The sequence below is a fragment of the Altererythrobacter aquiaggeris genome, from assembly GCF_037154015.1.
GTDB lineage: Bacteria > Pseudomonadota > Alphaproteobacteria > Sphingomonadales > Sphingomonadaceae > Aestuarierythrobacter > Aestuarierythrobacter aquiaggeris.
In genome coordinates, this window is record NZ_JBANRL010000001.1 from 977,072 (window position 1) to 1,002,306 (window position 25,235).

Consider the following 25,235-nt stretch of genomic DNA (forward strand, 5'->3'; position numbering starts at 1 on the left):
TGCAAGTTCAGTCTGCGGCAATTTCCCTTAACGCAGCGCCAAGCACTGGTTCGAGCGTGGACCATTCGTGCACCGCGTCCTGCAGTTTGCCGTTGACCTGAAAGCTGGGCGTCGCGCGGACGCCGTGGACTTCGCCGTTTAGCTGCGTGTTCAGCATCAACTGGTCCGCCATTGCCGCGTCAGCGAGGCAGGTTTCGGTTTCGATCCGAGAATAACCGCGCCCTTCCATGATCCGGTAAAATCCCAGATCGTCGGCAATGGCGCGGTTGCGTGTGCGAAGATCCTGATTCTGCCACCTTGACCGCTGTGCCGCGGATGTCTTGCGCGCTTCGCCCAGCCATTCGTCCTGACGGTACATGAAAGCAGCATGATTGGCGGGAAACCGGGATTTGTCGCCGCACCAGGTCAGCATGGCCGCCGCAAGATCGACCTGGTTCAATATCAGATGACGGATTTCGAGATTTGCCCGGCCTGGACCGACATATGCCAGTTGCAGAGGCGCTTCGCCCTCGCGCGCAAAATTGGCGCAATGCGGGCAGGTATAGCTGATGAATTCGGTAATCTTGAGTTTGGCATCGGGATTGCCGATCAGATGGCCGCCCTCTGTCAACGTGACAGAGGTATTCCAGTTTGTATTTGCCGCGGTGCACATCAGGGCTACCGCACCAAGCAGTGCTGCTTTCAAAACTGATTTCATAGTCACTCTGTCTCGTCGTCAGGGCTGCCCATTGATCGGGCGAGCGATTCCAATACAGTCCTAAGCTCTGGATCACCAATATCGCGTAGGCTTTCGCCCAGTTCCATGGGTATCGGCTTGAGCGAAGGCGGGGCCGTCGGCGGCGTTTCAGCACGCGGCGGCTTAACCTCGCCTTGCCGGAGTTTGACCCGCGAAACGGCAGCATATCCGAAAAACCGGTTTACCCGTTCGATAATCTCCGGAATCACGTGCTGGATCAGCGGGGCGTGCGCCGGCAAAACGACCAATTGCAAGATGCCTTCGCTTTTTTCGCCAGGGGGGAAACGGATTGCTTCTGGCGAACATACGCGGGCGTGCGTCGGGCCGACAATTTCAGGCCAGCGTGTCACGACAGACGATTGCACAAACCCAAACCGCCGGAAGGCCGTGCGGCCGATCTGCGGCATCAAATCAGATATTTGTTTGGCCTGACCACCGCGAGGTCGCTCGTATTTGCGAAACAGGTGCTTTTTCGCAATTTGCGGCGCCTTTGCGCGCGGTTTTCGATCATCCCGTTCCATCTGGTATCAGGCCATGCCATAGGCAGAGCGTGACTGCCAGCAAACACCGCAATTCCGCCCGGATTTCGCCGCTGCTTCTAAAGTGGTACGATCTTTGCGCGCGCAGTCTGGTCTGGCGTGCCCCGCCTGGCCATCCGCCGGCCGATCCATACCATGTATGGCTATCGGAAGTGATGCTGCAGCAAACCACGACAGCGGCGGTCACGCCCTACTTCAAAAAATTCATAAACCGCTGGCCGACGGTAGAGGCGCTGGCTGCGGCGCCGGAAGAAGACATCATGGCTGCATGGGCCGGGCTTGGCTATTATTCGCGGGCGCGAAATCTGGCCAAATGCGCGCGTCAAATTGCCAAGTTGGGCGCGTTCCCGCAAGCCGAGGACGATTTGCGCAAGCTGCCCGGTCTGGGCGCCTATACGGCGGCCGCTATTGCTTCCATCGCATTCGGCAAGCGGGCGGTGGTGGTGGATGCAAATGTCGAACGGGTCGTCTCCCGGCTATTCGCTATTGTGGCCCCGCTGCCGGCCGCACGCAAGGCGATCCGTGTTGCCGCGGACGCTATAACACCCGCAATCCGCGCGGGTGATCACGCGCAAGCCATGATGGATTTGGGCGCGACAGTTTGCACCAGCCGCGAGCCGCGCTGTCTGCTGTGCCCGCTCACGAAATATTGCGAAGCGCGGGCAACAGGCGAGCCGGGACGTTTCCCGGTCAAACCGCCAAAGAAAACGAAGCCGGAGCGAAAGGGAACCGCATTCTGGATCGAACGGGGCGGCAACGTCTGGCTGGTTAAACGTGCGAGCAAAGGGATGCTTGGCGGAATGCGCGCTTTGCCTGATGACGGATGGACTGCGCGAAATGACGGCAGCGGTGATTCGCCATTATCCGGCGATTGGATCGATGCGGGGACCGTGCGCCATGTGTTCACTCACGCGACACTCGATCTGGCGGTCCGTCGTTATACCGGCGACACATTGCCGCCCGGCGCGGGCGAATGGTGGCCGGTCGGCAGGATTGACGAAGCCGGATTGCCGACCTTGTTTGCCAAGGCGGCAAGGCTTGCGTCAGCTTAGATGATCCCGCCGCCCAGTGTCAGCCGCAATGCCGCAATCGCCAGCACGACGAGGCAGAAATTACGACCGCCTTTACTGGACGATAATTGCCCCAGAACCGCCCCGATCACAATCAGCGGAAGCGCAAACCAGTTGGCCCAGCCAAGCAGGGGAATGGTTGCAGGGATGACGATTACCAGGGATATGATTCCCAGGATAAATGAGAGGATGTTCAGCATGTGTATTATATAAATAGCGCACCTCTGATTTGCAAGCGCCTCTTGATGCTTGCCCACGCAACTGCAATCAGTCGCAAAACGATACGAACAAACGCAATATGCGAAACGTACTAAAGGACAAACCGACATGAAGCCCCAGCATTTCTCTACACCCGAAGTTTCGCGCCGGTCGCTTTTGCGTGGGGGCGCTTTTCTGGGGGCCGGGGCCGCGCTTGCCGGCCTTCCGGTGGGCCGTATGGCATTGGCGCATGACTCGCATCCAACGCGCTGGAATACGGTCAGCAAGATGGTTGATACCTATGTCGAGCAGGGCAAGGTCGCAAATATGCAGGCTGCTATGGGCTGGGGCCAGGGTTCGTTGGAGATGATCAGCAAAGGCACTTTGGCCAAGGGCGCAAGCGCCGAGGTGGACCAGCATTCGCTCTATCGGATATATTCCATGACCAAGCCGGTAACCGGCATGGCCATCATGATGTTGATCGACGACGGAAAGCTCGGTCTCGACCAGCCGCTGGCCGAAATCCTGCCCGCTTTCGCAAACATGAAAGTGCAGCGGGTGGCTGACGGGCCGATAGATGATGTGGTCGATGCAGCGCGTCCGATCACGGTCCGGCATTTGCTTACGCATACTGCGGGCCTTGGCTATGGCATCATCCAGAAAGGTCCGATCAAGGACGCTTACGAAGCCGATGGTATTTCGCCGGGTGCAGTCAGCCGGATGCCGATTCTTGGCGTGGGACGTGCCAAACCTGCGCCAAGCCTTGAAATATTTGCCAATAACCTTGCCCGGCTGCCGCTGGTCTATCAGCCTGGCACGGTCTGGAGCTATTCGGTATCGCTCGATCTGCTCGGCCGCGTTGTCGAAGTTGCCACCGGTACACCGTTCGATAGCTGGCTGGACGAGAACATCTTCAAGCCCGCTGGCATGAATTCCACCTGGTTCCAGGTCCCGACAAGCGAAACCGGACGCCTCACGACAAATTATGCGGTGTTTGGCGGCGCGCTGCTGCCGATCGATCCTGCCGGAGCGTCGATTTTCACAGACAAGCCGGCATTCCCGTTTGGCGGGGCAGGGCTGGTATCGAGCCCGCACGATTATGATCGGTTCCTGCGATTGCTGCTGGGTTACGGCGTGATTGACGGAAAACGGGTGATGGGGGAACTCGCAGTCCGCGTGGGCACGTCGAATTTACTACCTGCCGCAGTCGATACGACCGGTACATTTGCCGACGGGGCGGGCTTTGGCGCTGGCGGAAGGGTCGGACTTGGCGAACAGGCGGGCACGTTCGGATGGGGCGGGGCTGCCGGCACCGTCGCACTGGTCGATATGAAACGCGGCCTGCGTGCGGCACTGTTCACTCAATATATGCCGTCCGATGCTTACGCGGTGCACGGCGATTTTCCCAAAGCAGTTGCGGCTGACATGATGGCGATGGCCAGCGGAGCCTGAGCCGGATGAGCGGGATCATCACCGCATTTTCGGGCTCGCCCATTGACCGTGCCGATCACATTCGCGGGGATGCCGATGCTCTGGCGGGTCTGCTGGATTGGCGTGCAAAAACGCTGGTCATGGACGGACTAGAGCCGCAAATATCCGGTGATGGAACATTGGTGTGGGAAACATTGGCCGATGTACCTCCCGAGGCGGAGCTGGTTTTTCTGGGTCTGATGGGGGGTAAGGCTTGCTTTGCTGCCGTGCCTGATAAGGGATCGCCCGAACCGCCTTATGCCAACCCGCGCGCGTGGCAGGCGATGCAAACTCTCGGACCGGCGGATCTGGCAATATATGGCGGTGCACGCAGTCTGGTCGATTGGCATGCAAGGCACCGGTTTTGTGCGCGCTGCGGCCAGGGAACGACAATCGCGAAGGGGGGGTGGCAGCGCAATTGCGGCGCCTGCGCAGCGCAGCATTTCCCGCGTGTCGATCCGGTTACCATCATGTTGGTGGAACATGATGGCCGGTTGTTGCTTGGCCGCCAGCCGCGCTTCCCGCCGAAGATATTCTCCGCGCTGGCAGGCTTTGTCGAACCGGGCGAGACATTGGAGGAGGCCGTTGCGCGCGAAGTGCATGAGGAAGCGGGACTGCGGGTCCGCGATGTGACATATGTGGCCAGCCAACCCTGGCCATTTCCAAGCCAGATGATGATCGGCTGTCATTCCTTCGCAGACGATCCTGAACTGACCATCGACAAGACCGAACTGGATGATGCGCGCTGGTTCACCCGCGATGATCTGGAAAATGCGCGCGCTGCGGGCGAACACGGCACGGACGATCTGATTTTTCCGCGATCCTTTGCCATCGCGCATGATCTGGTTACCTGGTGGCTCGACAAATGACCGGCTTAAATCCGCGCAAAATGGCCATCGATATCTACTCGGATGTGATGTGCCCGTGGTGCATCATCGGATACGGACAATTGCAGCAGGCGCTCGATCAACTGGCCGGCGAAATCGAGGCTCAAATCCGCTGGCGGCCATTCGAACTCAATCCCGATATGGCGCCCGAGGGCGAAGATCGCACCGAGCATATCGCCCGGAAATATGGTCGGACGCTGGACGAAAGCAAAGACATCCAATCGCAGATGCGCCAGGTGGCCGGGCAGGCCCGCGTATCGCTGGATTACGAAGGAAACCAAGACCCTGCGCCGCCTGCAATGATGTGGAACACCTTCGGCGCGCATATTCTGCTCACATATGTACTTGATGAATACGGGCCGGACAAGCAAACTGCGGTTAAGCTCGCGCTGTTTCGCGCCCATTTCAATGAACGCCGCCGGATCGGCGCGCGCGATGTGCTTCTGGAACTGGCCGAGGCTGAGGGTATCGAACGCGCGGCAGCGGTGGCTGCGCTGGACGACAAAGCGTTGGCGGCCCGTGTCCGCGCGGCAGAGCGCCAGGCCTTCGAAGCCAACATTACCGGTGTTCCCGCCATGATAATAGACGGCAAGTTCCTGATTCCGGGGGCACAACAGCCAGATGTCTATGTGAATGCACTAAGACGCGTGGCCGCAAAAACAGGGTAAATCGCGGAAAGACGCACGCAATTTCGTTAGACGCTGGCGCTACTCTTTTCTTTACTTTGGGACTACACAAAGGCCCGACTGCGCGAACAGCCGGGCCTTTTTTACCATGTATGATCCGGATCAGTCGTCGTATTGTGCTTCGAGTTGATCCGTTAGCCTTTCGCCAGCGCGGATTTCGGCCAGTGCCGCCTCGACAACCGGGCGCGAGCCTGCATCTATGGTTCCAGCTTCCAGCGCGGCTTCGAACTTCTTCACGAGATAATCTTCGCCTTCCTCAACCCGCTCTACCGCTGCTTCGTCGCCTTTTTCGAACAGATCGGTAATGCTCATCCACAACTTGTGAAGACCGCCTGCTGCAGTACCTTTCGTTACCAGATCGCCGCCTACACGCTGCAATTCGGCATTAAGCGTATCAAGCGTTTTCTGGCGTTTGTCAGCCTGCTGACCAAGGATGGTCTTGAGCTTCGGAGTGGTAGCGGTTTCGGCAGCCTTGCGGTAACCATCTACGGAATCGTATACTGTATCGATGAGGGTTTCGAGCGCTGCATTTGTGGTAGCCATGAGTGTTTCCTTTGATATGATTGCACGGACGCGATTAAGCCACCGGAGCCAAAAACATTATTACAGTTCAAGGTCTTCGATGAATTCGGCGCTATGATATTGGAAACACACTGATGGGAACAGCGTTCCGAAACAAATGCAAATACTTTGTTATGAAGATTTTAAACCAGCCCCAGCCGATTGAGTTTGCCCATCAGTTTTCCCGGTAAGACATCACCGATGTCCTCGCCGTCCTCCAGATCGCGCGGTGGTTCGCCCTTCAGATAGCGCCACCCTTGATGGGCACGTTTGGGGCGTGGCTGCACGCCGATCAATTCGGGTGACAGATCGATAAACCAGCGTTTGTCGCCGGTTTCGGTAAACCCCAGAATCGGGCTGCGTCCGACAAGTGCGTGTGCGTGTATCCAATAGAGCGAGCCGCCGATCATTTCTTCCCAGCGGGTGGGGCGATACTTTGTGGTCAGGCGCGCGACGCCTTCGCCTTTGGGCCCCTGACTTTCCAGCCAGGTACGCAAGGTGTCCACACTCTCGCTACGGAAGGCGATTTTCGTCATGTGGAGCTGCATGGTTTAACCGGCCACTCCCGCGGCCACCGCAAGGCCGAGAAAAGCGAAGAATCCCATTGAATCGGTAATCATCGTGACAAAGACACTGCTGGCAACGGCGGGATCCTGTCCCATCCGGTCGAAAGCTACCGGCACAGCCACTCCCGCAAGACCCGATGTCACCACGTTGATAATCATTGCAGCTGCGATCACAGCGCCAAGCATAGGGGTGAAAATCGCTGCGGTCGCCAAACCGATCAGAACTGCGATGGTGGCGCCGTTGAGTAGTGCAACCCGTAATTCCTTGAGCAGAATGCGCTTCGTGTTGGACCGGGTGAGCTGGTTCATTGCAATAGCGCGGACCGAAACCGCCATAGTCTGCGTGCCGGCATTACCGCCGATGCTGGCCACAATCGGCATCAGAACTGCCAGCGCAACCAGCTTTTCGATTGCTGCTCCAAATGCTGCAATAATCAGACTGGCTACCAGCGCCGTCCCCAGATTTGCGATTAGCCAGCGGACCCGTGCGCTATACGCTTCGCGGATCGGTTCGTTGATGTCGCCTTCGCCCGCGCCGGACATCAGCAGGGCATCTTCGCCTGCTTCTTCTGAAATGATGTGGACGATGTCATCGACCGTCATCTGCCCGACCAATCGCCCGGCATCATCTACGACCGCCGCCGAAATCAGCGCGTATTTCTGGAACATCAGCGCGGCTTCTTCCTGATCCATCATCACCGGGATCAGCGTCTGGTCGCGTTTCATGACGTCGCTTAATTTGACATTGCGCGGGGTGCGCAAAATCCAGCTGAGCTGACAGGTCCCGACAGGGATGTGCCGCTCGTTGACGATAAATACCTCAAGAAAATCGGTCGGCAAATCACCATCGCTGCGCAGAAAATCAATCAGCCCGCCAACAGTCAGATGCTCTGGCACAGCGACCATATCGCGCTGCATCAGGCGGCCGGCAGTCTCTTCGGGATAGGCCAGTGCGCTTTCGATGGCAGCACGGTCTTCCGGCTCCATTTCGGCCAGAATGGCAGCCTGATCGTCTTCGTCCAGATCTTCGATCAGCTGCACCGCGTCATCGGTTTCCAGCTGTTCGGCAATGTCGGCGACTGCCCCGGCAGGCAACGCTTCCATCATATCCTCGCGGACATAATCATTCAGCTCTGCGATCACTTCGCCAGACATCAGATCGGTAATGGCGGCAGCCAGGCTGCGGCGGTCATCGCGTTCAAGCAGTTCGAACAGATCCGCGATGTCGGCAGGATGAAGCGGCTCGACGAGTTCATAGACCCTGGTATCGTCGCCCGCGTCCAACGCCTCGACAACGCTGCTTACGAATCTCGGCTTAAGCGTGTTTTCGCCGTCCAGCCTGTCATCATCCACGCGGTCATCCGGGCGCGGCTCATGCTCCGCTTTCTGCGGATCGAGCAGTACAAGATTGTCGCGGTCTTCCTCAGCCATGCCCTGCGTCTAGGGCGTAGCGGCCCAAAATCAACTTTTACATGTCTTTCCGGCGTGTGATTTGCCGGGGGCGGGTGACATTGGCGGTTGGCACATTATATCGGCGTCAACCAAAAGGAGATTACCGCTAATGGCCGACCAGAAATTGACCCTTACCACCGAAACCGGCGATATTGTTATCAAGCTGCGTCCTGATCTGGCGCCGGGCCATGTCGAGCGGATAACCCAGCTTGCCAAAGCCGGATTTTACGACGGGGTGATTTTTCACCGCGTAATCCCCGGCTTCATGGCGCAAGGCGGCGACCCGACGGGCACCGGCATGGGCGGTAGCGACCACCCCGATCTGAAGGCCGAATTCAACGCCGAGCCGCATGTTCGCGGAACGTGCAGCATGGCACGCAGCCAGATGCCCGACAGCGCCAACAGCCAGTTTTTCATTTGCTTCGACGATGCCCATTTCCTCGACGGTCAATATACCGCCTGGGGCCAGGTGGAAGAAGGCATGGAACACGTCGATGCGCTGCCCAAGGGCGAGCCACCGGCGAACCCCGGCAAGATTGTGAAAGCCACTGTCAGCTAGAACGGATCGATAATGATAAAAAGGGGCGCTTCTGGCGCCTCTTTTTTTGTCTGGCGTTCTGACGTAGCGTTGGGCCGCTGGCCGACGGATCAGCTATTGGGAGACTCCGCATCACCGACTTCCTGCTGCTGGCTTTCATCTTTCTCGTCGCCGGGGTCGCCGCAGTCCCGCTGGCCTCGCGGCTGGGGATGGGTTCCGTGCTGGGTTATCTGATCGCAGGTATCGTAATCAGTCCGGCACTGGCATTTTTGAACGTGGACGTGGTTTCGATCCAGCACTTCGCCGAATTCGGCGTAGTCATGATGCTGTTTCTGGTCGGGCTGGAACTTGAACCGAAACTGCTTTGGTCGATGCGCTCAAGGCTGCTTGGCCTTGGCGGTGGGCAGGTTGTGCTGACCACAGCGGCCGTAATGGGTGTCGCTATGGTGCTGGGGCAAGCATGGTCGGTCGCACTCGCAATCGGGCTGGTGATGGCTCTGTCATCAACAGCGATTGTTCTCCAGTCGTTGGGCGAAAAGGGGCTGCTGAAAAGCGACGGGGGACAATCGGGCTTCTCCGTCCTGCTGTTTCAGGACATCGCCGTGATCCCGATGCTGGCACTGATCCCCTTGCTTGCGCTGCCCGAATTGGCGCAAACCATGTCCGGTGCGCCGGGTGCTGAAGGAGAACACGGCGGCGGCGCCATCAGTCTGGTTGCCGGATTGCCCGGCTGGGCTGCGGGGCTCGTAACGCTGGGCGCTATCGCTGCAGTGATCGGGACGGGTTCCTACCTCACCGGCCCGATATTCAGATTTATCGCCGCCAGCCGAATGCGAGAACTGTTTGTGGCCGCTGCGCTGATGATTGTCGTCGGCATCGCGCTGCTGATGTCGCTGGTCGGCCTGTCACCTGCTTTGGGCACATTTCTTGCGGGTGTCGTGTTGGCGAACAGCGAATATCGTCACGAGTTGGAAAGCGATATCGATCCGTTCAAAGGCCTGTTGCTGGGCCTGTTTTTCATGACTGTGGGCGCGGGTATCAACTTCGCCCTGCTATTTGATAATTTTGCAGTCATCGCAGGATTGACGCTTGGTCTTATCGCCTTGAAGGCCGCGATCCTGTTTGTTCTGGCGGTGGCTTTCAAAATCGGCGGGGCCGATCGCTGGCTGTTCAGCCTCGGACTGGCGCAGGCGGGCGAGTTCGGTTTCGTATTGCTGTCCATTACGGTCGCCAGCGCGGTTATTCCGGGTGATCTGTCTGACAGGCTGCTTTTGATTGTGGCGCTATCGATGCTTCTCACTCCGGCACTATTCATTATTTATGACCGGATTATCGCGCCGCTCTATTCGGGCGGTAAGGACCGCGAGATGGATGCAATCGAGGAAAATTGCGAAGTCATCATCGCGGGACATGGCCGGGTCGGGGGAATTGTCAGGCGTATTTTGCGCGGCACCGGGCTGGAGCCTACGGTTATCGATTTCAGTTCGAGGCAGCTGGAACTGCTCAAGGCATTTGATGTCCATGCCTATTACGGCGACGCAACCCGTCCCGATATGCTGTCCGCGGCGGGTATCAACGATGCCAAATTGTTCGTCATCGCGATTGACGGCAAGGAACAGATTACCGGGCTGGTCAAATATATGATCAAGCATCACCCGCGGGTCCACATTGTGGCGCGTGCGGTCGATCGCAATCATGTTTACGACCTTTGGTATGCCGGATGCCGCGATATTATCCGCGAAACTTATGACGGTTCGCTTAGGATGGGACGATCGGCAATCGAGGCGCTTGGCTATTCGCGAGACCAGGCTGACCGGATGGTGGCGACATTCAACGAAATGGACCGCAGCACAATGCGGAATGCTGCCGATCATTACGATCCCGACGTACCTGCGCATGAAAATGAGGATTATCTGGCAAGTATTCGCGAAATCAAGGGCGGTTGGGAAGCGGAACTGACATCGCGGATGGCGACAATCATGGCAGAAACAAACGAATGACTGCAACGCCTGCGGAAGCCAATGGTCAAATCGTAACGGTTACCCTTTCCTGATTTTCGAGCCGACATCGGAACTTGTCTGGTTGTCACAAGGCATACCGCTGCCATCCAGCGAACGGCGCAATATCCGGCGTTTCATTTCATCATCGCTTTGGCCGATAGCTTCGCACTTGTCAGCCGCACCCACAATGTCGGCAATATCCTCTATTGCATCGCCGGCATGGTCCAGTTGCCGGCAAAGATCGGCGCGGCCATTCAATTCATGATCGAGGTTTTCCAGCATTCGCTTCACGCCCTCCAGATCTTCCGACAAGCGCTGCTCGATTACATCGTCGGTCCTCTCCAGATCTGGTTTGCGAAAAAATTCGCGCATCGCGCTGAGCTGCTGTGCGGGGAGCGCGCGAATATCTTCTTGCGTTACCGCTCGTCCGCCAGAAAATGCTTTGCTGAAATCATATGTCATACGGCTATCCAAAATCATGCTTTCTGGAAGCGGTAAGACAATCAAGTTAATCGAAATCTAACGCCGGCCTATAAACCTGCGCCGACCAGCCAATCATGGAACAGGCGCACGGGGCGCAGCTCCAGTTCTTTCGGGCGGCAGATGAACCAGTAACTGTACGGGCTTTCTACCGCGATATCGAAAAGTTTGGCCAGGCGGCTGTCTGCGGCCCGCGCCATGTGATCATCATGCATAATGGCAATACCCAGACCTTGGGCTGCAGCTTCCAGTATCAGCTGCCCGGAATCGAAGTGGTCGATGGCTACCGGATCGAGATCGTGCATCCCCACAGCATCTTTCCATGCTGTGAAGCTATCGGGCAGTTCCTGATGGATCATGAAAGTTTGCCGGTTCAGGACTGCAATCGCCGGGCTGGCGCTGATCTGATCGACCAGAGCGCGGCTGCAAATAGCGTGGACCATGTTGTGGTCGAGCCGCACAGAGTGCATTGCGGGGTCGGGTTGCTGCGTAAGAATAATCGCCGCATCCAACGTATCACCAACGCGCTCGTCCAGATGCGGACCGGTGTCGATATCGATATGCAGAAGCGGGTGCAGCTTTCGCAATTCGGGTAAACGCGGGAACAGTCGCTGACTGCCGAACAGGGGTAAAACGCCCAGTCGCATCCGCAAAAGTCCCAGATTGTCCGACTGGCTGCCAACAGCCTCCGCCAAGGCATCAAGATGCGGCGAGATCGCAGCGAAGAAAGCCCGGCCCTCGTCTGTCAGGCCCATCGACTGGCTGGCACGGGTAAACAATTTCCGGCCGGTAAATTCTTCCAGATTTGTTAGCCGCCGCGATAAGGCGCTGGGGCTAAGTCCCAGTTCCGCAGCTGCTGCCTTGGCCGAACCAAGGCGCACCGTGCGCATGAAGGCTTCGAGTGCCCGAAGAGGCGGGAGGATGCGGCGGCCGACCATGGCCTATAGATAGGCGCTAACTATTCGCTGTCGAGCGGCATTGTTGCAAATTTTCGAACTGAACGGTTGCCGTCAATTGTAAATTCGCTGTTTGCTGCGCTAGTCAGCTTCCGCATCTTCGCTTGGCGGGTGAAGCCGCAGACGCTTGACATGCGTTTCGTCGGTCGCAGTGACTTCGATCTGCCAACCGCTGTCATGTTCCAATATGTCGCCCACTGAAGGGACCTGGCCAGCCAGCACGAACGCCAACCCGCCAAGCGTATCAACCTGGCCTTCGACCTCTGCAAGACGCGGATCGACTTGCTGGGCAAGATCGTCCAGCTCGACCCGGGCGTCGGCATCCCACATTCCCTCACCAATCGACGCGATCAGAACTTCGGGCACCTCGTCATGCTCGTCTTCGATATCCCCGACGATTTCCTCGACCAGATCCTCGATAGTGATGAGGCCGTCTGTGCCCGAATATTCATCCAGCACGACCGCCAGATGCATCCGGTGCGCGCGCATATCGGCCAGCACGTCCAGCGCGCCGCGTGCCTGCGGCACGTACAGCGGCTGACGCATCAATATGGTCCAATCAGCGGGCGGGTCGGTTTTGCGAGCAAGGAAGGGAAATACGTCCTTGATGTGGATCATCCCGATCACTTCATCCAGTGTGTCACGGTACACGGGGAAACGCGAATGACCGTGCTCGGCAAAATGTTCGACCAGGTCTTCCCACGATGCAGAGGCAGGCACAGCAATGATTTTACCGCGCGGTATCGCAACGTCGTCAGCATCATGTTCGCTGAAATGAAGCAGGTTGCGGAGCATTTGCCGCTCAACGCCGGATAAATCGCCATTCGGGGCAACGGTATCATCGCCCGGGTTTTCATCCTCATGTTCGTCGATCGCTTCTTCGATCTGCGCGCGCAGACTTTGGTCGCTGACACCGAATTTAAGGAATTTGCGGATGGCGAGCCAAAGCCCGTTGCTACTCTCCGCTTCTCCATTAGTCCCGCCAGAGGGGGAATCAGTTTCGGGCATGGCCCTCAATTCTCTCCATTTGTTTCACGGTCCCCATATGGGTCCGCCACCCCCATCAGTGCAAGCGCCTTTGTTTCGAGCGCCTCCATTTGCACGGCATCATCGGTGGATATCTCATGATCGTAGCCCGCCAGATGCAGTAATCCGTGGATGATCAGATGCGCGGCGTGATCTTGCAGCGCGATTCCTTTTGCGGCAGCTTCGCGCGCGCAGGTTTCATGCGCCAAAGCGATATCGCCTAGCAATTCGGGTGGACCTTCGCCTGTTACCGCCAATAAGGCATCACGTTCAAGCATCGGGAAAGACAGGACATTAGTCGCTTTGTCACGATTGCGCCATTCGCGGTTGAGCGAATGCACTTCGGCGTCCGAGGTGAATAAAAGGCTGGTATAGAGCCGCGGCTCGGAAAGCTCCGGCGCGGTCTCGCCGGCAGCTTTGGCAGCCTGTCCGGCAAGCGTTTCCCAATCACCGCCGGGCCAATGCTCGATATCGATTTCCAATATCATCGGTTCAGGCGTCGGGACCTTCGTAAGCCTCGACAATGCGGCCCACGATGGGATGCCGCACCACGTCTGCGGCGCTGAAGCGAGTGACGGAAATGTCTTCAATTTCTTCCAGCCGTCCGACTGCATCGGCTAACCCGCTCATCCTGTCACCGCCGGGAATATCGACCTGTTTGGGATCGCCGCACACGACCATGCGGCTGTTCTGGCCAAACCTGGTGAGAAACATCTTCATCTGCTCGCGTGTGGTGTTCTGCGCCTCGTCGAGGATGATGAAACTGTCTGCCAATGTCCGCCCGCGCATGAACGCAATTGGCGCTATTTCAATCTCGCCGCTGGCAATCCTGCGTTCGACCTGTTCGGGCGGCATACAATCATTCAGCGCATCATATAGCGGGCGCAGATAGGGATCGACCTTGTCCTTCATGTCGCCGGGCAAAAAGCCGAGTTTTTCGCCTGCCTCCACGGCCGGACGCGAGAGTATCAGGCGCTGTACGCTGCCCGTAATAAGCTGGCTGACGGCCTGTGCCACCGCGACATAGGTTTTGCCGGTACCCGCTGGACCCAATGCGAAGATGATATCGTCGCGCGCAAGCTGCTCCATATACTGGGCCTGCTTGGCCGAGCGCGGCACGATAGTTTTGCGGCGCGTGCGGATCATGATCGGCGGATGGTCGGGTGTGCCCCTCACAATCCCTTCAAGCGTGGGTTCATTCGACATGGCGATGAGCGAATCGATCGCACCAGCATCAAGTTCCTGCCCGATCGACAGCTTTTCGCGCATGGCGTCGAGCACATCACGCGCTCGCGCTACCGCTTCGGTGGGACCTTCGATCATGACCTTGTCGCCGCGCGCAGCAATATACACGCCCAGGCGATTTTCCACCTGCACGAGATTGGTATCGAATTGTCCGAAAAGCGGGACCAACAAGGATTGGTCTTCGAATCTAAGCTCCACCGTCGCGCGCTCGGCAGCGGCGTCATTTGCGGGTCTTGCTGGCGCGGTGGAAACCGCGCGAACTGTCTTGCGAGCCATAGGCTCCTTTCATTGGCGTACATCAGTGTACGAGTCGGAAAGATAAGCCATGTTTTGCGGCAAGCAAGATTGGCCGCGTTTTTGGAAGTGGAAAGTCACACAGATGTAATCTGTTTGACCCGGTTGATTCAAACGCCGACAGTTTCCAGAATTCTGCCGCTGAGCGAATTTTGCCCGGCGCCGAGCAATTCCACCTTGACCAGATCGCCGACAGCAGCATCTGCGGTAAAATGCACCGATTGCAGCCAGGGTGATTTACCGAGCCACTGGCCGTCCAGCTTGCCCTTGCGTTCCACCAGCACTTCGCAGACCTTGCCAACGCTTGCGTCGTTGAACGCCTGCTGGCCGGCGCGAAGCGCTGCCTGGAGCCGCTGCAAACGGTTGTCCATCACGGCAAGCGGTACCTGATCGTCCATCGTCGCAGCGGGCGTGCCCGGGCGCGGCGAATATTTGAAACTGTATGCCTGCGCATAACCAACCTGATCGACGATCAGCAATGTGTCTTCGAACTCTGCCTCGGTCTCGCCGGGGAAGCCGACAATAAAGTCACCCGATAGCGCCAGATCAGGCCGCGCTGCGCGGAACCGTTCGAGCAGACGCAAATAGCTTTCCGCACTGTAGCTGCGGTTCATGGCTTTCAGGATCCGGTCGTTACCCGATTGAACCGGAAGGTGAAGATAAGGCATCAGCTTCTCGATTTCGCCGTGAGCGGAGATGAGGTCCTCGTCCATGTCGGCTGGATGGCTGGTTGTATATCGGATGCGCGCCAGGCCAGAGATATCAGCGACAGCGCGGATCAGACCGGCCATACCGATCTTTCTTCCGGCATAATCCTCACCGCTCCACGCGCTGACATTCTGGCCCAGCAGGGTAATCTCGCGGGCGCCGCCATCGACGAGCATCTTGGCCTCATCGACCAGCGCGGCGAAGGGGCGCGAAATTTCTGCACCGCGGGTATAGGGCACCACGCAATAGGTACAGAATTTGTCGCATCCTTCTTGGATTGTCAGAAATGCGGAAGGGGCAGACTTGCGCCGCTGCGGAAGGGCGGAAAATTTTGCATCGGCAGGCATGTCCGTATCGGTTACGCGCTCCCCTTTAACTGCGCTGGCAATCATTTCTGGCAGCCGGTGGTAAGCCTGCGGACCAACCACCATCGAAACGGATTCGGAGCGGGTCATGATTTCTTCGCCCTCCGCCTGCGCGACACAGCCGGCGACCGCGATCATCGGGGCCTTTTTCTGGGTTTTCCCTTTGGTCAGGCGGCCAATATCCGAATAAACCTTCTCAGCGGCTTTTTCGCGTATGTGGCAAGTGTTGAGCACCACCAGATCGGCATCTTCTCCATCGGCTGCCGGGGCAATACCGTGCTCGGCCAGCAATTCCCCCATCCGCTCGCCATCATAGACGTTCATTTGGCAGCCAAAGCTTTTGACCCGGTAAGTTTTTGGTTGCTGAGTGTTACGCATGGCGCGGGCCTATAGCCGCACCGCGCCGGTTTCTAAAGCGCTGTCTGCGTTATCACGCGGTGCGTAGCGGACGGGCGCGACTTCGAATGCGAATTCGCGCAGAAAAGTACCAAGAATTTCCTCCAGTTTGTCGGAGATTTGCCGATACGCCTCTGCGCCGATTTCCTTGCGGCCGCCATGCGCCCCTGGGTCGAACGGTTCCAGGTAATGAAGCGTGAGTAAAAAAGTCCCCTCGCGTGCCAAAACCCGCTTGAAATTATTGATCCCGCTTTCGTTGCCAATCCAGCCAATCCATTCGGCGACTGCGCCGTAATCGACCACGACCGGCTGAACGCGGACTTCCGGTGGCGCGGGGTCCAGAACTTTGAGCATCGCGGTTTTGAACGGCAACAGCGACTGGCCGTCGGTCGTCGTGCCTTCGGGAAATACGGTTACTGACCAATTGTCGGCCAAGGCCCGCCGCAAGGCCATAATTTGCCCCGCCACACCCATCCGGTGTTCGCGCTTTACATAAACGGTGCGGTTGAGGTTCGCGAGCCAGCCGACAACGGGCGTATCGCGTAGTTCCTGCTTTGCGACAAATGCTGTCCCGCTGGCACCTGCCAAGGCCAGAATGTCCACCCAGGAAACATGGTTCGACGTAAAGAACACGTCGCGCCTGAGAGGTTTGCCGCGCAATTCTACCCGAGCACCGACGATGCGCGCCGCCCAGCGAAGGAAATACATCGGTAGCGGCGAACCATATTTGAACATGCGCCAGACGTAATGGAACGGGACCATCACGATCAGCATTAGAATGATCAATTGCAGCCTGGCGATCAGCCTCAGCCAACCGCGCAGGCCGATAGACGTGGGCGCACCTGCGGCAGTTGCAGCCTTGAGCCGCGCCCGCGCATCGGCGGGATCAGTCTTCTCGGTCGAGCCGGACGCCATAAAGTTCCATCCGGTGATCTACGAGGCGATAGCCAAGTTTTTCGGCAATGACTTTTTGTAACGCTTCGAGTTCAGGATCGACAAATTCGACAACCTTGCCCGTTTCGACATCGATCAGATGGTCGTGATGCGCCTCGGGAGCGGCTTCGTATCTTGCGCGTCCATCCCCGAAATCGTGACGGTCAAGGATACCCGCCTCTTCGAACAACCTTACAGTGCGGTACACAGTGGCAATGGAAATCTTGGGATCGATCGCAGATGCACGTTTATGCAACATTTCCACATCCGGGTGATCATCACTGCCAGACAGGACATTGGCGATGATCCGGCGCTGTTCGGTAATCCGCAAGCCGCGGTCCGCACAAAGCTGTTCGATGTCAATTTTTTGCTGCACGAACATGGTCCAAAAAAGAAAACGCCCCGCAGCCTTAGAGGCGCGGGGCGCTTATCTCAAGTTACCATAGACCGGTTACGCTCAGGCAGCTTTTTTGGTGCGACCACGCTTCTGACCAGGTTTGCGGCCAAGGCCGATCTTTTTGGCAAGCATACGGCGCGTTTCGGCGTAATCGGGCGCGACCATCGGATAGTCGGAGCCCAGGCCCCAACGTTCCCGGTATTCGTCGGGAGTCATGCCATGATCTGTCATCAGGTGGCGCTTCAACATTTTCATCTTCTTGCCATCTTCAAGACAGACGATGTGGTCTTTTTTGATCGAGGCGCGAACAGAAACCGCCGGGTCGGGCAGTTCTTCTGCTGCATGGGCTTCGCCCAAGCCGGCCAATGCATGGAATGTCTTGGTAATCAATGCCGGGACCTGTTCGACGCTCACTTCATTATTGCTGACATGGGCAGCAACAATATCCGAGGTCAGCGTCAACAGCGTCTCGGACATATCGTTCTCAAGAATATTCATACGACTTCCTAATGGTGTCGCAGGATGAACGAGTTGGGCACGCGAAGCGCCGGGTATACGTCCGTCCTGCAACTGCAACGGGTTTGGGAAGGCTTGGGGGGCAAACCTTCCCGTTACTACATATGAACAGATTGTACGGACTAATCAACTACAGTTACTAACTATTCCCCAATTAACTAAAACTTTCGCTGATATTACTCAATTTATCAACATTTCGAGCGTAAGTTATCGCATCGACGAAGTTGCCATCGCGCATCTTGTAGTAACCCATTCTCTTGCCGACGGGCTCGAATCCAAAAGAAGTGTATAGCGTTTTCGCAGGATTATTAGCCCGCATTTCAAGAAAAATTCGTGAAATGCCGGATTCGCGTGCTTTTATGACAAGCTCCTGAATTAATCGCGCGCCGATACCACGTTTGCGGTAGGATGGATCAACTGCGATTAGCAGCAACTCTTCTTCGTCGGCCACGCGGCGGGTAAGAGTAAACCCAGCCGCAGGCAGATCTTTTACTTCAAAATTTTCTTCGCCATCGATCAGTTGGTAATTGGTGTATGGAAATTGCAAGGCATCGAGTACCTGCCGCCGTGTCCAGGCTTCGCCCCAATGCGGATCGAAGGCTGCGTCCATCAGTCGCATTATGTGATCGACATCGTCCACCCTCATGCGCCTGGCGGTAGCGAGGCGTCGGGAGGTCGGCCATAACGGGGAGTTACATCATCGGAAATCAAGGTGCGCGGTATCAATGGAAAATACTTCGCATCCGGATGAAGCATTGCTGAAATCCCGTCGCCCCGCAATTCCGCCAGTTTTTCTGCCTGTGTACCGGCGATAACGTGATGGACAGTCTGCGCCGCCAGATCGTCCGGGTGCAAGGTAATATCACATGCCTCCGGCAGGCCATCGGCTCCGAAGTTGTTGAAAAACCATTCGCCATGTCCGCCCGTCATTGCGACGCTGACAGGCTGTCCTTGGTAGCGGTACCGCGCTGTGGCCGCGACGAGCGCCAGCGTCGAAAATCCGACGACGGGAACGTCCCATGCCACGCCTAGCGCGCGCGCAGCGGCTATGCCCACGCGAACTCCGGTAAAGCTGCCCGGGCCGAGCGAAACGGCAATCCGGTCGGCCCTGCCGTTTTGCGGTAGGCCGGCAATCATCGGAACCAGCCGTTCGGCGTGACCCCGACCCAGAACCTTGTGGTCGCTGGCCACAAGATCGCCATTGTCCAGCAGCGCAACACTGCACGCTTCGGTCGCGCATTCAATAACCAGTGTTCGCACAGAAATAGCTGTCGGCCCTTAAGAATCAAGCGATAGCGTTGAACTTGCCAAAGTCAGGGCGCGGGCTGCGACCAAAAATCGAACTGTCATCGCCGTATCCGATCGAACAGACCCAATCTGCCCTTACGCGCGGTTCATCAGCGTAAAAGTCAGCGGTGACCGCGTCCAGATCAACACCGGACATGGGCCCGCAATCCAGACCGAGCGCGCGTGCGGCCAGCATCAGATAGGCGCCTTGCAATGCCGAATTGCGGGATGCAGCTTCCTTCCGGCCTTCCTCGTCACCTTCGAACCAGCTTTTCGCATCGGTGTGCGGGAACAGTTCAGGCAGATGCTCGTGAAAATCGATATCATAACCGATAATGACGCAAACCGGCGCAGTGTTGATTTTTTGCTTGTTGGCGTCCGATGCATGCGCGGCCAGCCGATCACGCGATTCCTGTGAATGGCACCAGATGAACCGGCCTGGCTGCATATTGGCAGACGTCGGCCCCATTTTGGTGAGTTCGTAGATCGCCTTGATCTGGTGTTCGCTTACGGGTTTGTCGAGCCAGCCATTATAGCTGCGCGCATCGCGGAAGAGCTGGTCCAGCGCGGCGGCGGTGAGTTCATTGTCGTGATATTGTTTGGGCATCGAGTTCCAGTCTCCTTCAGGCGGCTCGAACTTCGTCCACCTCTGGTATATAATGTTTAAGCAGGCTTTCGATCCCGTGCTTCAACGTAGCAGTGCTCGAAGGGCAGCCCGCGCAGGCACCTTGCATCTGCAAATGGACGATACCGTCCCTGAAGCCGCGGTAAACGATATCGCCGCCGTCATTGGCGACAGCCGGACGAATTCGGGTTTCGAGCAATTCATGGATTTGCGCCACAATCTCGGCATCGGCGGGATCATCTTCGACAACCGCTTCGTTTTCCGCAGGAACCGAAATCCCGTTACCGCCAGCTTCGTTAAACAGCGGCGCTTCTGACACGAAGTGGTCAAGCAGGACCGATACGACCATACCCTTCAGCGCCGACCAGTCAGCGCCAGGTGCGGCGGTCACCGCAATAAAATTACTACCGAAAAACACATTCACCACTTCGCCGGTATCAAATATCGCCTGTGCAAGCGGAGAGGCTTCTGCGGCTTCGGGAGACGCGAAATCCCGCGTGCCGGATGGCATGACATTCTGGCCCGGCATGAATTTCAGCGTGGCGGGGTTGGGTGTCGTTTCAGTCTCGATATACATAAGTCATTATGTAGGCGCGAGAAGCGCGTGCCACAAGGGGATCGAGCGTGTGACCCGCGATCAATTGATCTGGCCGCGGCCAGGAATTTTGCGTCATTCACTTATCCTTCACCGTCGCAACTCCTATATCCGGCGCATGAAAGTTTTTTCGCGCAAAATGCGCCATTTCGTCCTTGTCCTTCCGTTGCTTGTGCTGGCGCCAAGCGGCCATGCACGAACAGCGCAAGAAAATACTCCGCTGGCAGATCCGGCTGCCGTGCAGACAAGCGAAGAAACCCCTTGGCTATATCGCGGCAGCGACATTCCACCCGATCGCGAGTGGCATTTTGGCGAAATGGAAAACGGCCTGCGTTATGCGGTGCGTAAAAATGGCGTCCCTCCTGACCAGATATCGATCCGCATCCGCATCGATGCCGGATCTCTGCACGAGACCGACGATGAAAGAGGCTTTGCCCATCTGATCGAACACTTGCTGTTCCGTGAAAGCAAATATCTGGGTGAAGGTGAGGCTATCAGGGTTTGGGAGCGGCTGGGGGCCAGTTTCGGCAGTGATACCAATGCCGAGACAAGCCCGACCCAGACTGTTTACAAACTGGATCTGCCCAACGCGACACCTGCCAGCATCGAAGAATCGCTCAAGCTGCTGTCCGGGATGATCCGCGAGCCGGCCCTCACGGCTGCCAATGTCAAATCCGAAGTGCCGATTGTGCTGGCGGAAAAGCGCGAGCGCGGCGGTCCGGGGCAGCGGATAGCGGATGAAACCCGCGCAACATTATTTGCTGGCCAGCGGCTTGCCTCGCGTAGCCCGATCGGCACTGTCGAAACGCTGGAAGGCGCTACGCAGAAAGGCGTCCGCGCATTCCATAAACGCTGGTACCGGCCCGAAAATGTAGTGATTGCAATTGCAGGCGACGCTGACGAGAAAATGCTGGCTGCTCTTGTCGAGCGCTATTTCGCGGACTGGCAGGGCGAAGGACCGCTGGTTGCCGCGCCTGATTTCGGCGATCCGGTCGCGCCCGACGGGGCAGACTCAGCCAATCCTGTTGGCGAAACTGCCGTGCTGGTCGAGCCCGATTTGCCGCGCTCGATTACGGTGGCGGTTATGCGGCCATGGCGGCCGGTCCAGGACACTATTGTCTATAACGAGGGGCTGTTGCTGACATCGGTTGCACAGGCGATCATCAATCGCCGGTTGGAATCACGCGCCAGGGCAGGCGGCAGCTATTTGTTTGCCCAGGTCCGTCAGGACGATGTCAGCCGGACATCGGACGCCACGTTCCTTTCTGTCGCGCCATTGACTGCCGATTGGCGAGGCGCGCTGAACGATGCGAGAGGCGTGATCGCCGATGCAATTGCGAACCCACCTACCCAGGAAGAAATTGACCGCGAAGTGGCAGAGTTTGATGTCGTTTTTGCCAGTCTGGTCGCAGAACGCGCGGTCAAACCGGGGTCGGAACTGGCCGATGATATCGTTAATGCAGTGGATATCCGCGAAACGACTGCCGCGCCCGAGACGGTGCTGGAGGTTTTTCGCGGCATGAAAGGCCGGCTTAATCCGGCTGAAATCCAGCAGCATACGCGCGACCTGTTTGTCGGAGATGTGATCCGTTCGGTATATGTTACGCCTGCGACCGGTGAAGCTGATGCGGCAAGGCTCAGGACAGCATTGCTGGAACCGATCGAAGCAGATGGTTCGTCCAGACTTGCGGCAAGTTCGATCAATTTTTCCGAACTTCCCGAAATTGGCGCGCCGGGCACTGTCATTGCCGAAGGCGGCATCGGGCTGGTCGGAATCGAAGCGGTACAACTGAGTAATGGCGTGCGTGCGATATTGTGGTCGAATGGCGCCGAACCAGGCCGGGTGGCGGTCAAGGTGCGCTTCGGATCGGGCTACCGTGCATTCTCGTCCGAAGACGCGGCATATGCCAGCCTGGGCCAATTCGCGCTGGTCGGTTCAGGTATCGGTCCATTGGGCGAAGAAGATCTGGACCGCATTGCGACGGGCCGGAAACTGGCTTTCGAATTCGATATTGATGAAGGCGTTTTCACGCTGGATGCAGAAACGCGCGATGAAGATCTGGCTGACCAGTTATATCTGTTTGCCGCAAAGCTGGGGATGCCGCGCTGGGATGCCAATCCGGTACTTCGGGCCAAGGCTGCGGGCGAACTGGCTTACGAGAGTTATTCGACCAGTCCCGGGGCCCTGATGCAGCGTGATCTTGAATTCTTGCTGCGTAATGATGACCAGCGTTTTGCCACGCCGACGCCTGAAATGCTGGCTAAGGTAACACCCGAACGGTTCCGCGAAGTGTGGGAGCCGCTGCTGAAGCAGGGCCCCGTTGAAGTCCTGATCATGGGCGAATTTGACAAGCCCGCTGCGCTGGAAGCGCTGAAGCGCACTTTTGGCGCGTTGCCGCCGCGTGAAATGATCCCTGCCGCCGCCGAAGCGCGTAGTCTGGAGTTTCCGGCACCAACCGGTGAGACGAAAATCTTGCGTCACCGCGGCGATGCCAATCAGGCTGCAGCGGTGGTGGCGTGGCCCAGCGGGGGCGGGGTCCCCGGTACGCGCATATCGCGGCAGCTGGAAATTCTCACCAGACTTTTCAGTAACCGGCTGATGGACGAGATGCGCGAGCGTGCCGGGGCCAGCTATGCCCCGCAAGTGGTGTCCGATTGGCCGGTGGATGTGCCGGCAGGCGGCAAGATCATGGCCCTGGCGCAGTTGAAGCCTGAAGATGTACCGGCATTTTTCGCCGCGGCGGACGCCATCGCGGCAGACCTGGCCGCCAATCCGCCAAGCGAGGATGAACTTGTCCGAGTAACCGAACCGCTGAAACAGCTGATTACCCGTGCATCGACGGGCAACCGCTTCTGGCTATACCAGCTTGAGGGGGCGAGCTTTGATCCGCGCCGGGTCGAAGTCATGCGATCAATGCTGCTCGATTATACGGAAACGACACCCGAGGCGATGCAGGTGCTGGCCAAGCGGTTCCTCGCCTCGCGCGAGGGTTTTCGGCTTGCCGTCATACCCGAAGGTCAGGAACTTGCGATTTCCAGCGCGCGCGTACCTGCAGCAGCAAGTGCGCCCGTCACCGGCCGTTGATCTATCGGCCCTGTTCTATCGGCCCTGTTCTATCGGCCCTGTTCCATCGGCGCTGTTCGTTCGGCACTGTTCTATCGGTGCTGAAAGAAAATTGCGCTTGCGGCCCTTGCGGCTTTGCATTTGAATGCGCGCGAGCGTAGAGGCGCGCGTTTGCACGGCGGCCAACCGGCCAACATCGAGGTAATATCGTGAGTAAGAACTGGACCCCGGATAGCTGGAAATCTCACGAGGCCCGGCATTTGCCGACGTATCTCGATGGCGGCGCGCTGGCTGCTGCCGAACAGACACTTGCGCATTATCCGCCGCTGGTTTTCGCGGGTGAGGCGCGCGCGCTCAAATCCAGTCTGGCTGAAGTTGCCAATGGCAAGGCTTTCCTTTTGCAGGGCGGCGATTGCGCGGAAAGTTTTGCCGAGTTTCATCCAAACAACATCCGCGACACATTTCGCGTATTGTTGCAAATGGCGGTTGTGCTGACCTTTGCCGGCAAACTTCCGGTGGTCAAAGTGGGCCGTATTGCCGGCCAATTTGCAAAACCGCGCAGTTCGGACACAGAAACCAAAGACGGCGTTACCTTGCCGAGCTATTTCGGTGACAACGTCAACGGTATCGAATTCGATGCCGACACGCGGCGCAATGATCCCGAACGCATGGTGCGCGCTTATTCGCAAGCTGCAGCCACCCTTAACCTGCTGCGCGCCTTTGCGGGTGGGGGTTACGCTAATCTGCGCCAAGTCCACCAATGGACGCTCGACTTCATGGGCCGCAGCCCGTGGGCGGAAAAATTCGACGAAATATCGGAGCGTATTGGCGAGGCGCTTGATTTCATGGAGGCCTGCGGTGTCGATCCGGCGACCGTTCCGCAACTGCAGGGGACCAGTTTCCACACCAGCCATGAAGCGTTGCTGCTGCCCTATGAGCAAGCAATGACCCGCCGGGACAGTCTGACGGGCGACTGGTACGATTGCAGTGCACATATGCTCTGGATCGGCGACCGCACACGGTTCGAAGGCAGCGCACATATCGAATTCGCCCGCGGCATCGGTAATCCGCTTGGGATGAAATGTGGCCCATCGATGGAACCGGATGTGCTGTTGAAACTGCTCGACACGCTGAATCCCGCGCGTGAGGCCGGGCGGATCACTTTGATTAGCCGGTTCGGACATGACAAGGTCGAGGCCGGATTGCCGAAGCTGGTTCGCGCGGTAAAGGCGGAGGGGCACCCGGTCGTGTGGTCATGCGATCCGATGCACGGCAACGTGATCAAGGCGGATAGCGGTTACAAAACGCGGCCGTTCGACCGGATCATGGCAGAAGTTCAGGGCTTTTTCGCCGTTCACCGGGCCGAAGGCACTCATGCGGGCGGGGTGCATATCGAGATGACGGGGCAGGACGTGACCGAATGCACGGGCGGCGGCGTGGCTATCACCGATGCCGGATTGTCCGATCGCTATCACACGCATTGCGACCCGCGGCTAAACGCAGCGCAGTCACTGGAACTGGCTTTCAAGATTGCCGAACTGCTGAATGAAGAAGCGACGGTGCGCGCAGAACTGGCCGCTGCATGACCCGTTAATGCGCCCAAGCTGAGGAACATATTGGCAGTCAACCCTTTAATTGGGTATGA

General features: G+C 57.7%; 27 protein-coding genes. 8 read left to right on the forward strand and 19 right to left on the reverse strand.

Annotated elements, in window-relative coordinates; translation table 11 throughout:
• Positions 1-7: 7 nt before the first annotated feature.
• Both WFP06_RS04735 and WFP06_RS04740 read right to left on the reverse strand, forming a co-directional pair.
• Entirely contained in the window at positions 8-697 is a 690-nt protein-coding gene (locus WFP06_RS04735; RefSeq protein ID WP_336986088.1) for a DsbA family protein, read from the reverse strand.
• 2 nt (positions 698-699) lie between these two features.
• Entirely contained in the window at positions 700-1,257 is a 558-nt protein-coding gene (locus WFP06_RS04740; protein ID WP_336986089.1) for a DUF721 domain-containing protein, read from the reverse strand.
• Between the two features lie 29 nt (positions 1,258-1,286).
• Here WFP06_RS04740 and WFP06_RS04745 point away from each other — a divergent pair, with 29 nt between their 5' ends.
• The gene (locus tag WFP06_RS04745; RefSeq protein ID WP_336986090.1) at positions 1,287-2,327 is read left to right on the forward strand and encodes an A/G-specific adenine glycosylase; all 1,041 of its coding nucleotides are present in this window, start codon (positions 1,287-1,289) and stop codon (positions 2,325-2,327) included.
• Here WFP06_RS04745 and WFP06_RS04750 read toward each other — a convergent pair.
• Positions 2,324-2,545, reverse strand: coding sequence for a hypothetical protein (locus tag WFP06_RS04750; protein ID WP_336986091.1), 222 nt, complete (start codon positions 2,543-2,545; stop codon positions 2,324-2,326). The genes WFP06_RS04745 and WFP06_RS04750 overlap by 4 nt on opposite strands.
• Positions 2,546-2,672: 127 nt before the next feature.
• Between WFP06_RS04750 and WFP06_RS04755 the strand changes: the two genes are divergently transcribed.
• The 3 genes from WFP06_RS04755 to WFP06_RS04765 are packed head-to-tail and all read left to right on the forward strand — an operon-like array spanning position 2,673 to position 5,568.
• A complete protein-coding gene (locus WFP06_RS04755; RefSeq protein WP_336986092.1) occupies positions 2,673-3,995 on the forward strand; it encodes a serine hydrolase domain-containing protein in 1,323 nt (440 codons plus the stop codon).
• Between the two features lie 5 nt (positions 3,996-4,000).
• Positions 4,001-4,882, forward strand: a complete 882-nt coding sequence (nudC, locus tag WFP06_RS04760; protein WP_336986093.1) for an NAD(+) diphosphatase — start codon at positions 4,001-4,003, stop codon at positions 4,880-4,882.
• On the forward strand, positions 4,879-5,568 hold the full coding sequence (locus tag WFP06_RS04765) for a DsbA family oxidoreductase (protein WP_336986094.1): 690 nt from the start codon (positions 4,879-4,881) through the stop codon (positions 5,566-5,568). The genes nudC and WFP06_RS04765 overlap by 4 nt, the downstream gene beginning before the upstream one ends.
• 120 nt (positions 5,569-5,688) lie before the next feature.
• On the opposite strand, the gene WFP06_RS04770 is transcribed toward WFP06_RS04765, so the two are convergent.
• From WFP06_RS04770 to mgtE, 3 genes are all read right to left on the reverse strand, one after another.
• Positions 5,689-6,129 carry a ferritin-like domain-containing protein gene (locus tag WFP06_RS04770; protein ID WP_336986095.1) on the reverse strand — a complete coding sequence of 147 codons (441 nt, stop codon included), beginning with the start codon at positions 6,127-6,129 and terminating at the stop codon, positions 5,689-5,691.
• A gap of 161 nt (positions 6,130-6,290) precedes the next feature.
• A complete protein-coding gene (locus tag WFP06_RS04775) occupies positions 6,291-6,695 on the reverse strand; it encodes a DUF1489 family protein (RefSeq protein ID WP_336986096.1) in 405 nt (134 codons plus the stop codon).
• 3 nt (positions 6,696-6,698) lie between these two features.
• Positions 6,699-8,144 carry a magnesium transporter gene (gene mgtE, locus WFP06_RS04780; RefSeq protein ID WP_336986097.1) on the reverse strand — a complete coding sequence of 482 codons (1,446 nt, stop codon included), beginning with the start codon at positions 8,142-8,144 and terminating at the stop codon, positions 6,699-6,701.
• 130 nt (positions 8,145-8,274) lie between these two features.
• Between mgtE and WFP06_RS04785 the strand changes: the two genes are divergently transcribed.
• Together WFP06_RS04785 and WFP06_RS04790 are read left to right on the forward strand one after the other, a co-directional pair.
• Positions 8,275-8,724: a peptidylprolyl isomerase gene (locus WFP06_RS04785; protein ID WP_336986098.1), complete on the forward strand. Its 450-nt coding sequence runs from the start codon at positions 8,275-8,277 to the stop codon at positions 8,722-8,724.
• 137 nt (positions 8,725-8,861) lie between these two features.
• Positions 8,862-10,703 carry a cation:proton antiporter domain-containing protein gene (locus WFP06_RS04790; protein ID WP_336987629.1) on the forward strand — a complete coding sequence of 614 codons (1,842 nt, stop codon included), beginning with the start codon at positions 8,862-8,864 and terminating at the stop codon, positions 10,701-10,703.
• A 39-nt stretch (positions 10,704-10,742) separates the two neighbouring features.
• Here WFP06_RS04790 and WFP06_RS04795 read toward each other — a convergent pair whose 3' ends face one another.
• From WFP06_RS04795 to WFP06_RS04855, 13 genes are all read right to left on the reverse strand, one after another.
• On the reverse strand, positions 10,743-11,165 hold the full coding sequence (locus WFP06_RS04795; protein ID WP_336986099.1) for a hypothetical protein: 423 nt from the start codon (positions 11,163-11,165) through the stop codon (positions 10,743-10,745).
• A gap of 68 nt (positions 11,166-11,233) precedes the next feature.
• Complete coding sequence (locus WFP06_RS04800; RefSeq protein WP_336986100.1) at positions 11,234-12,121, reverse strand: LysR substrate-binding domain-containing protein; 888 nt, start codon at positions 12,119-12,121, stop codon at positions 11,234-11,236.
• Positions 12,122-12,220: 99 nt separating this feature from the next.
• Entirely contained in the window at positions 12,221-13,147 is a 927-nt protein-coding gene (locus tag WFP06_RS04805) for a hemolysin family protein (RefSeq protein WP_336986101.1), read from the reverse strand.
• A gap of 5 nt (positions 13,148-13,152) precedes the next feature.
• The gene (gene ybeY, locus WFP06_RS04810; protein ID WP_336986102.1) at positions 13,153-13,653 is read right to left on the reverse strand and encodes an rRNA maturation RNase YbeY; all 501 of its coding nucleotides are present in this window, start codon (positions 13,651-13,653) and stop codon (positions 13,153-13,155) included.
• A gap of 4 nt (positions 13,654-13,657) precedes the next feature.
• Complete coding sequence (locus tag WFP06_RS04815; protein WP_336986103.1) at positions 13,658-14,686, reverse strand: PhoH family protein; 1,029 nt, start codon at positions 14,684-14,686, stop codon at positions 13,658-13,660.
• A 128-nt stretch (positions 14,687-14,814) separates the two neighbouring features.
• On the reverse strand, positions 14,815-16,155 hold the full coding sequence (gene miaB / locus WFP06_RS04820) for a tRNA (N6-isopentenyl adenosine(37)-C2)-methylthiotransferase MiaB (protein ID WP_336986104.1): 1,341 nt from the start codon (positions 16,153-16,155) through the stop codon (positions 14,815-14,817).
• Between the two features lie 9 nt (positions 16,156-16,164).
• Entirely contained in the window at positions 16,165-17,088 is a 924-nt protein-coding gene (locus tag WFP06_RS04825; RefSeq protein ID WP_336986105.1) for a lysophospholipid acyltransferase family protein, read from the reverse strand.
• Positions 17,060-17,482, reverse strand: coding sequence for a Fur family transcriptional regulator (locus WFP06_RS04830; protein ID WP_336986106.1), 423 nt, complete (start codon positions 17,480-17,482; stop codon positions 17,060-17,062). The genes WFP06_RS04825 and WFP06_RS04830 overlap by 29 nt, the downstream gene beginning before the upstream one ends.
• Positions 17,483-17,563: 81 nt before the next feature.
• The gene (locus WFP06_RS04835) at positions 17,564-18,001 is read right to left on the reverse strand and encodes a Ros/MucR family transcriptional regulator (RefSeq protein ID WP_336986107.1); all 438 of its coding nucleotides are present in this window, start codon (positions 17,999-18,001) and stop codon (positions 17,564-17,566) included.
• A 172-nt stretch (positions 18,002-18,173) separates the two neighbouring features.
• Positions 18,174-18,659 carry a GNAT family N-acetyltransferase gene (locus tag WFP06_RS04840; protein ID WP_336986108.1) on the reverse strand — a complete coding sequence of 162 codons (486 nt, stop codon included), beginning with the start codon at positions 18,657-18,659 and terminating at the stop codon, positions 18,174-18,176.
• Positions 18,660-18,661: 2 nt separating this feature from the next.
• Positions 18,662-19,279 (reverse strand): tRNA (adenosine(37)-N6)-threonylcarbamoyltransferase complex dimerization subunit type 1 TsaB, encoded by a 618-nt coding sequence (tsaB, locus tag WFP06_RS04845; protein WP_336986109.1) that lies wholly within the window; start codon positions 19,277-19,279, stop codon positions 18,662-18,664.
• A 25-nt stretch (positions 19,280-19,304) separates the two neighbouring features.
• Positions 19,305-19,913, reverse strand: a complete 609-nt coding sequence (locus WFP06_RS04850) for a malonic semialdehyde reductase (protein WP_336986110.1) — start codon at positions 19,911-19,913, stop codon at positions 19,305-19,307.
• Positions 19,914-19,929: 16 nt separating this feature from the next.
• Entirely contained in the window at positions 19,930-20,508 is a 579-nt protein-coding gene (locus WFP06_RS04855) for a NifU family protein (protein ID WP_336986111.1), read from the reverse strand.
• A 136-nt stretch (positions 20,509-20,644) separates the two neighbouring features.
• On the opposite strand from WFP06_RS04855, the gene WFP06_RS04860 reads away from it, so the two are divergent.
• Both WFP06_RS04860 and WFP06_RS04865 read left to right on the forward strand, forming a co-directional pair.
• Complete coding sequence (locus WFP06_RS04860; RefSeq protein WP_336986112.1) at positions 20,645-23,611, forward strand: M16 family metallopeptidase; 2,967 nt, start codon at positions 20,645-20,647, stop codon at positions 23,609-23,611.
• Positions 23,612-23,799: 188 nt separating this feature from the next.
• The gene (locus tag WFP06_RS04865) at positions 23,800-25,176 is read left to right on the forward strand and encodes a class II 3-deoxy-7-phosphoheptulonate synthase (protein WP_336986113.1); all 1,377 of its coding nucleotides are present in this window, start codon (positions 23,800-23,802) and stop codon (positions 25,174-25,176) included.
• The last annotated feature ends 59 nt before the right edge of the window (positions 25,177-25,235 follow it).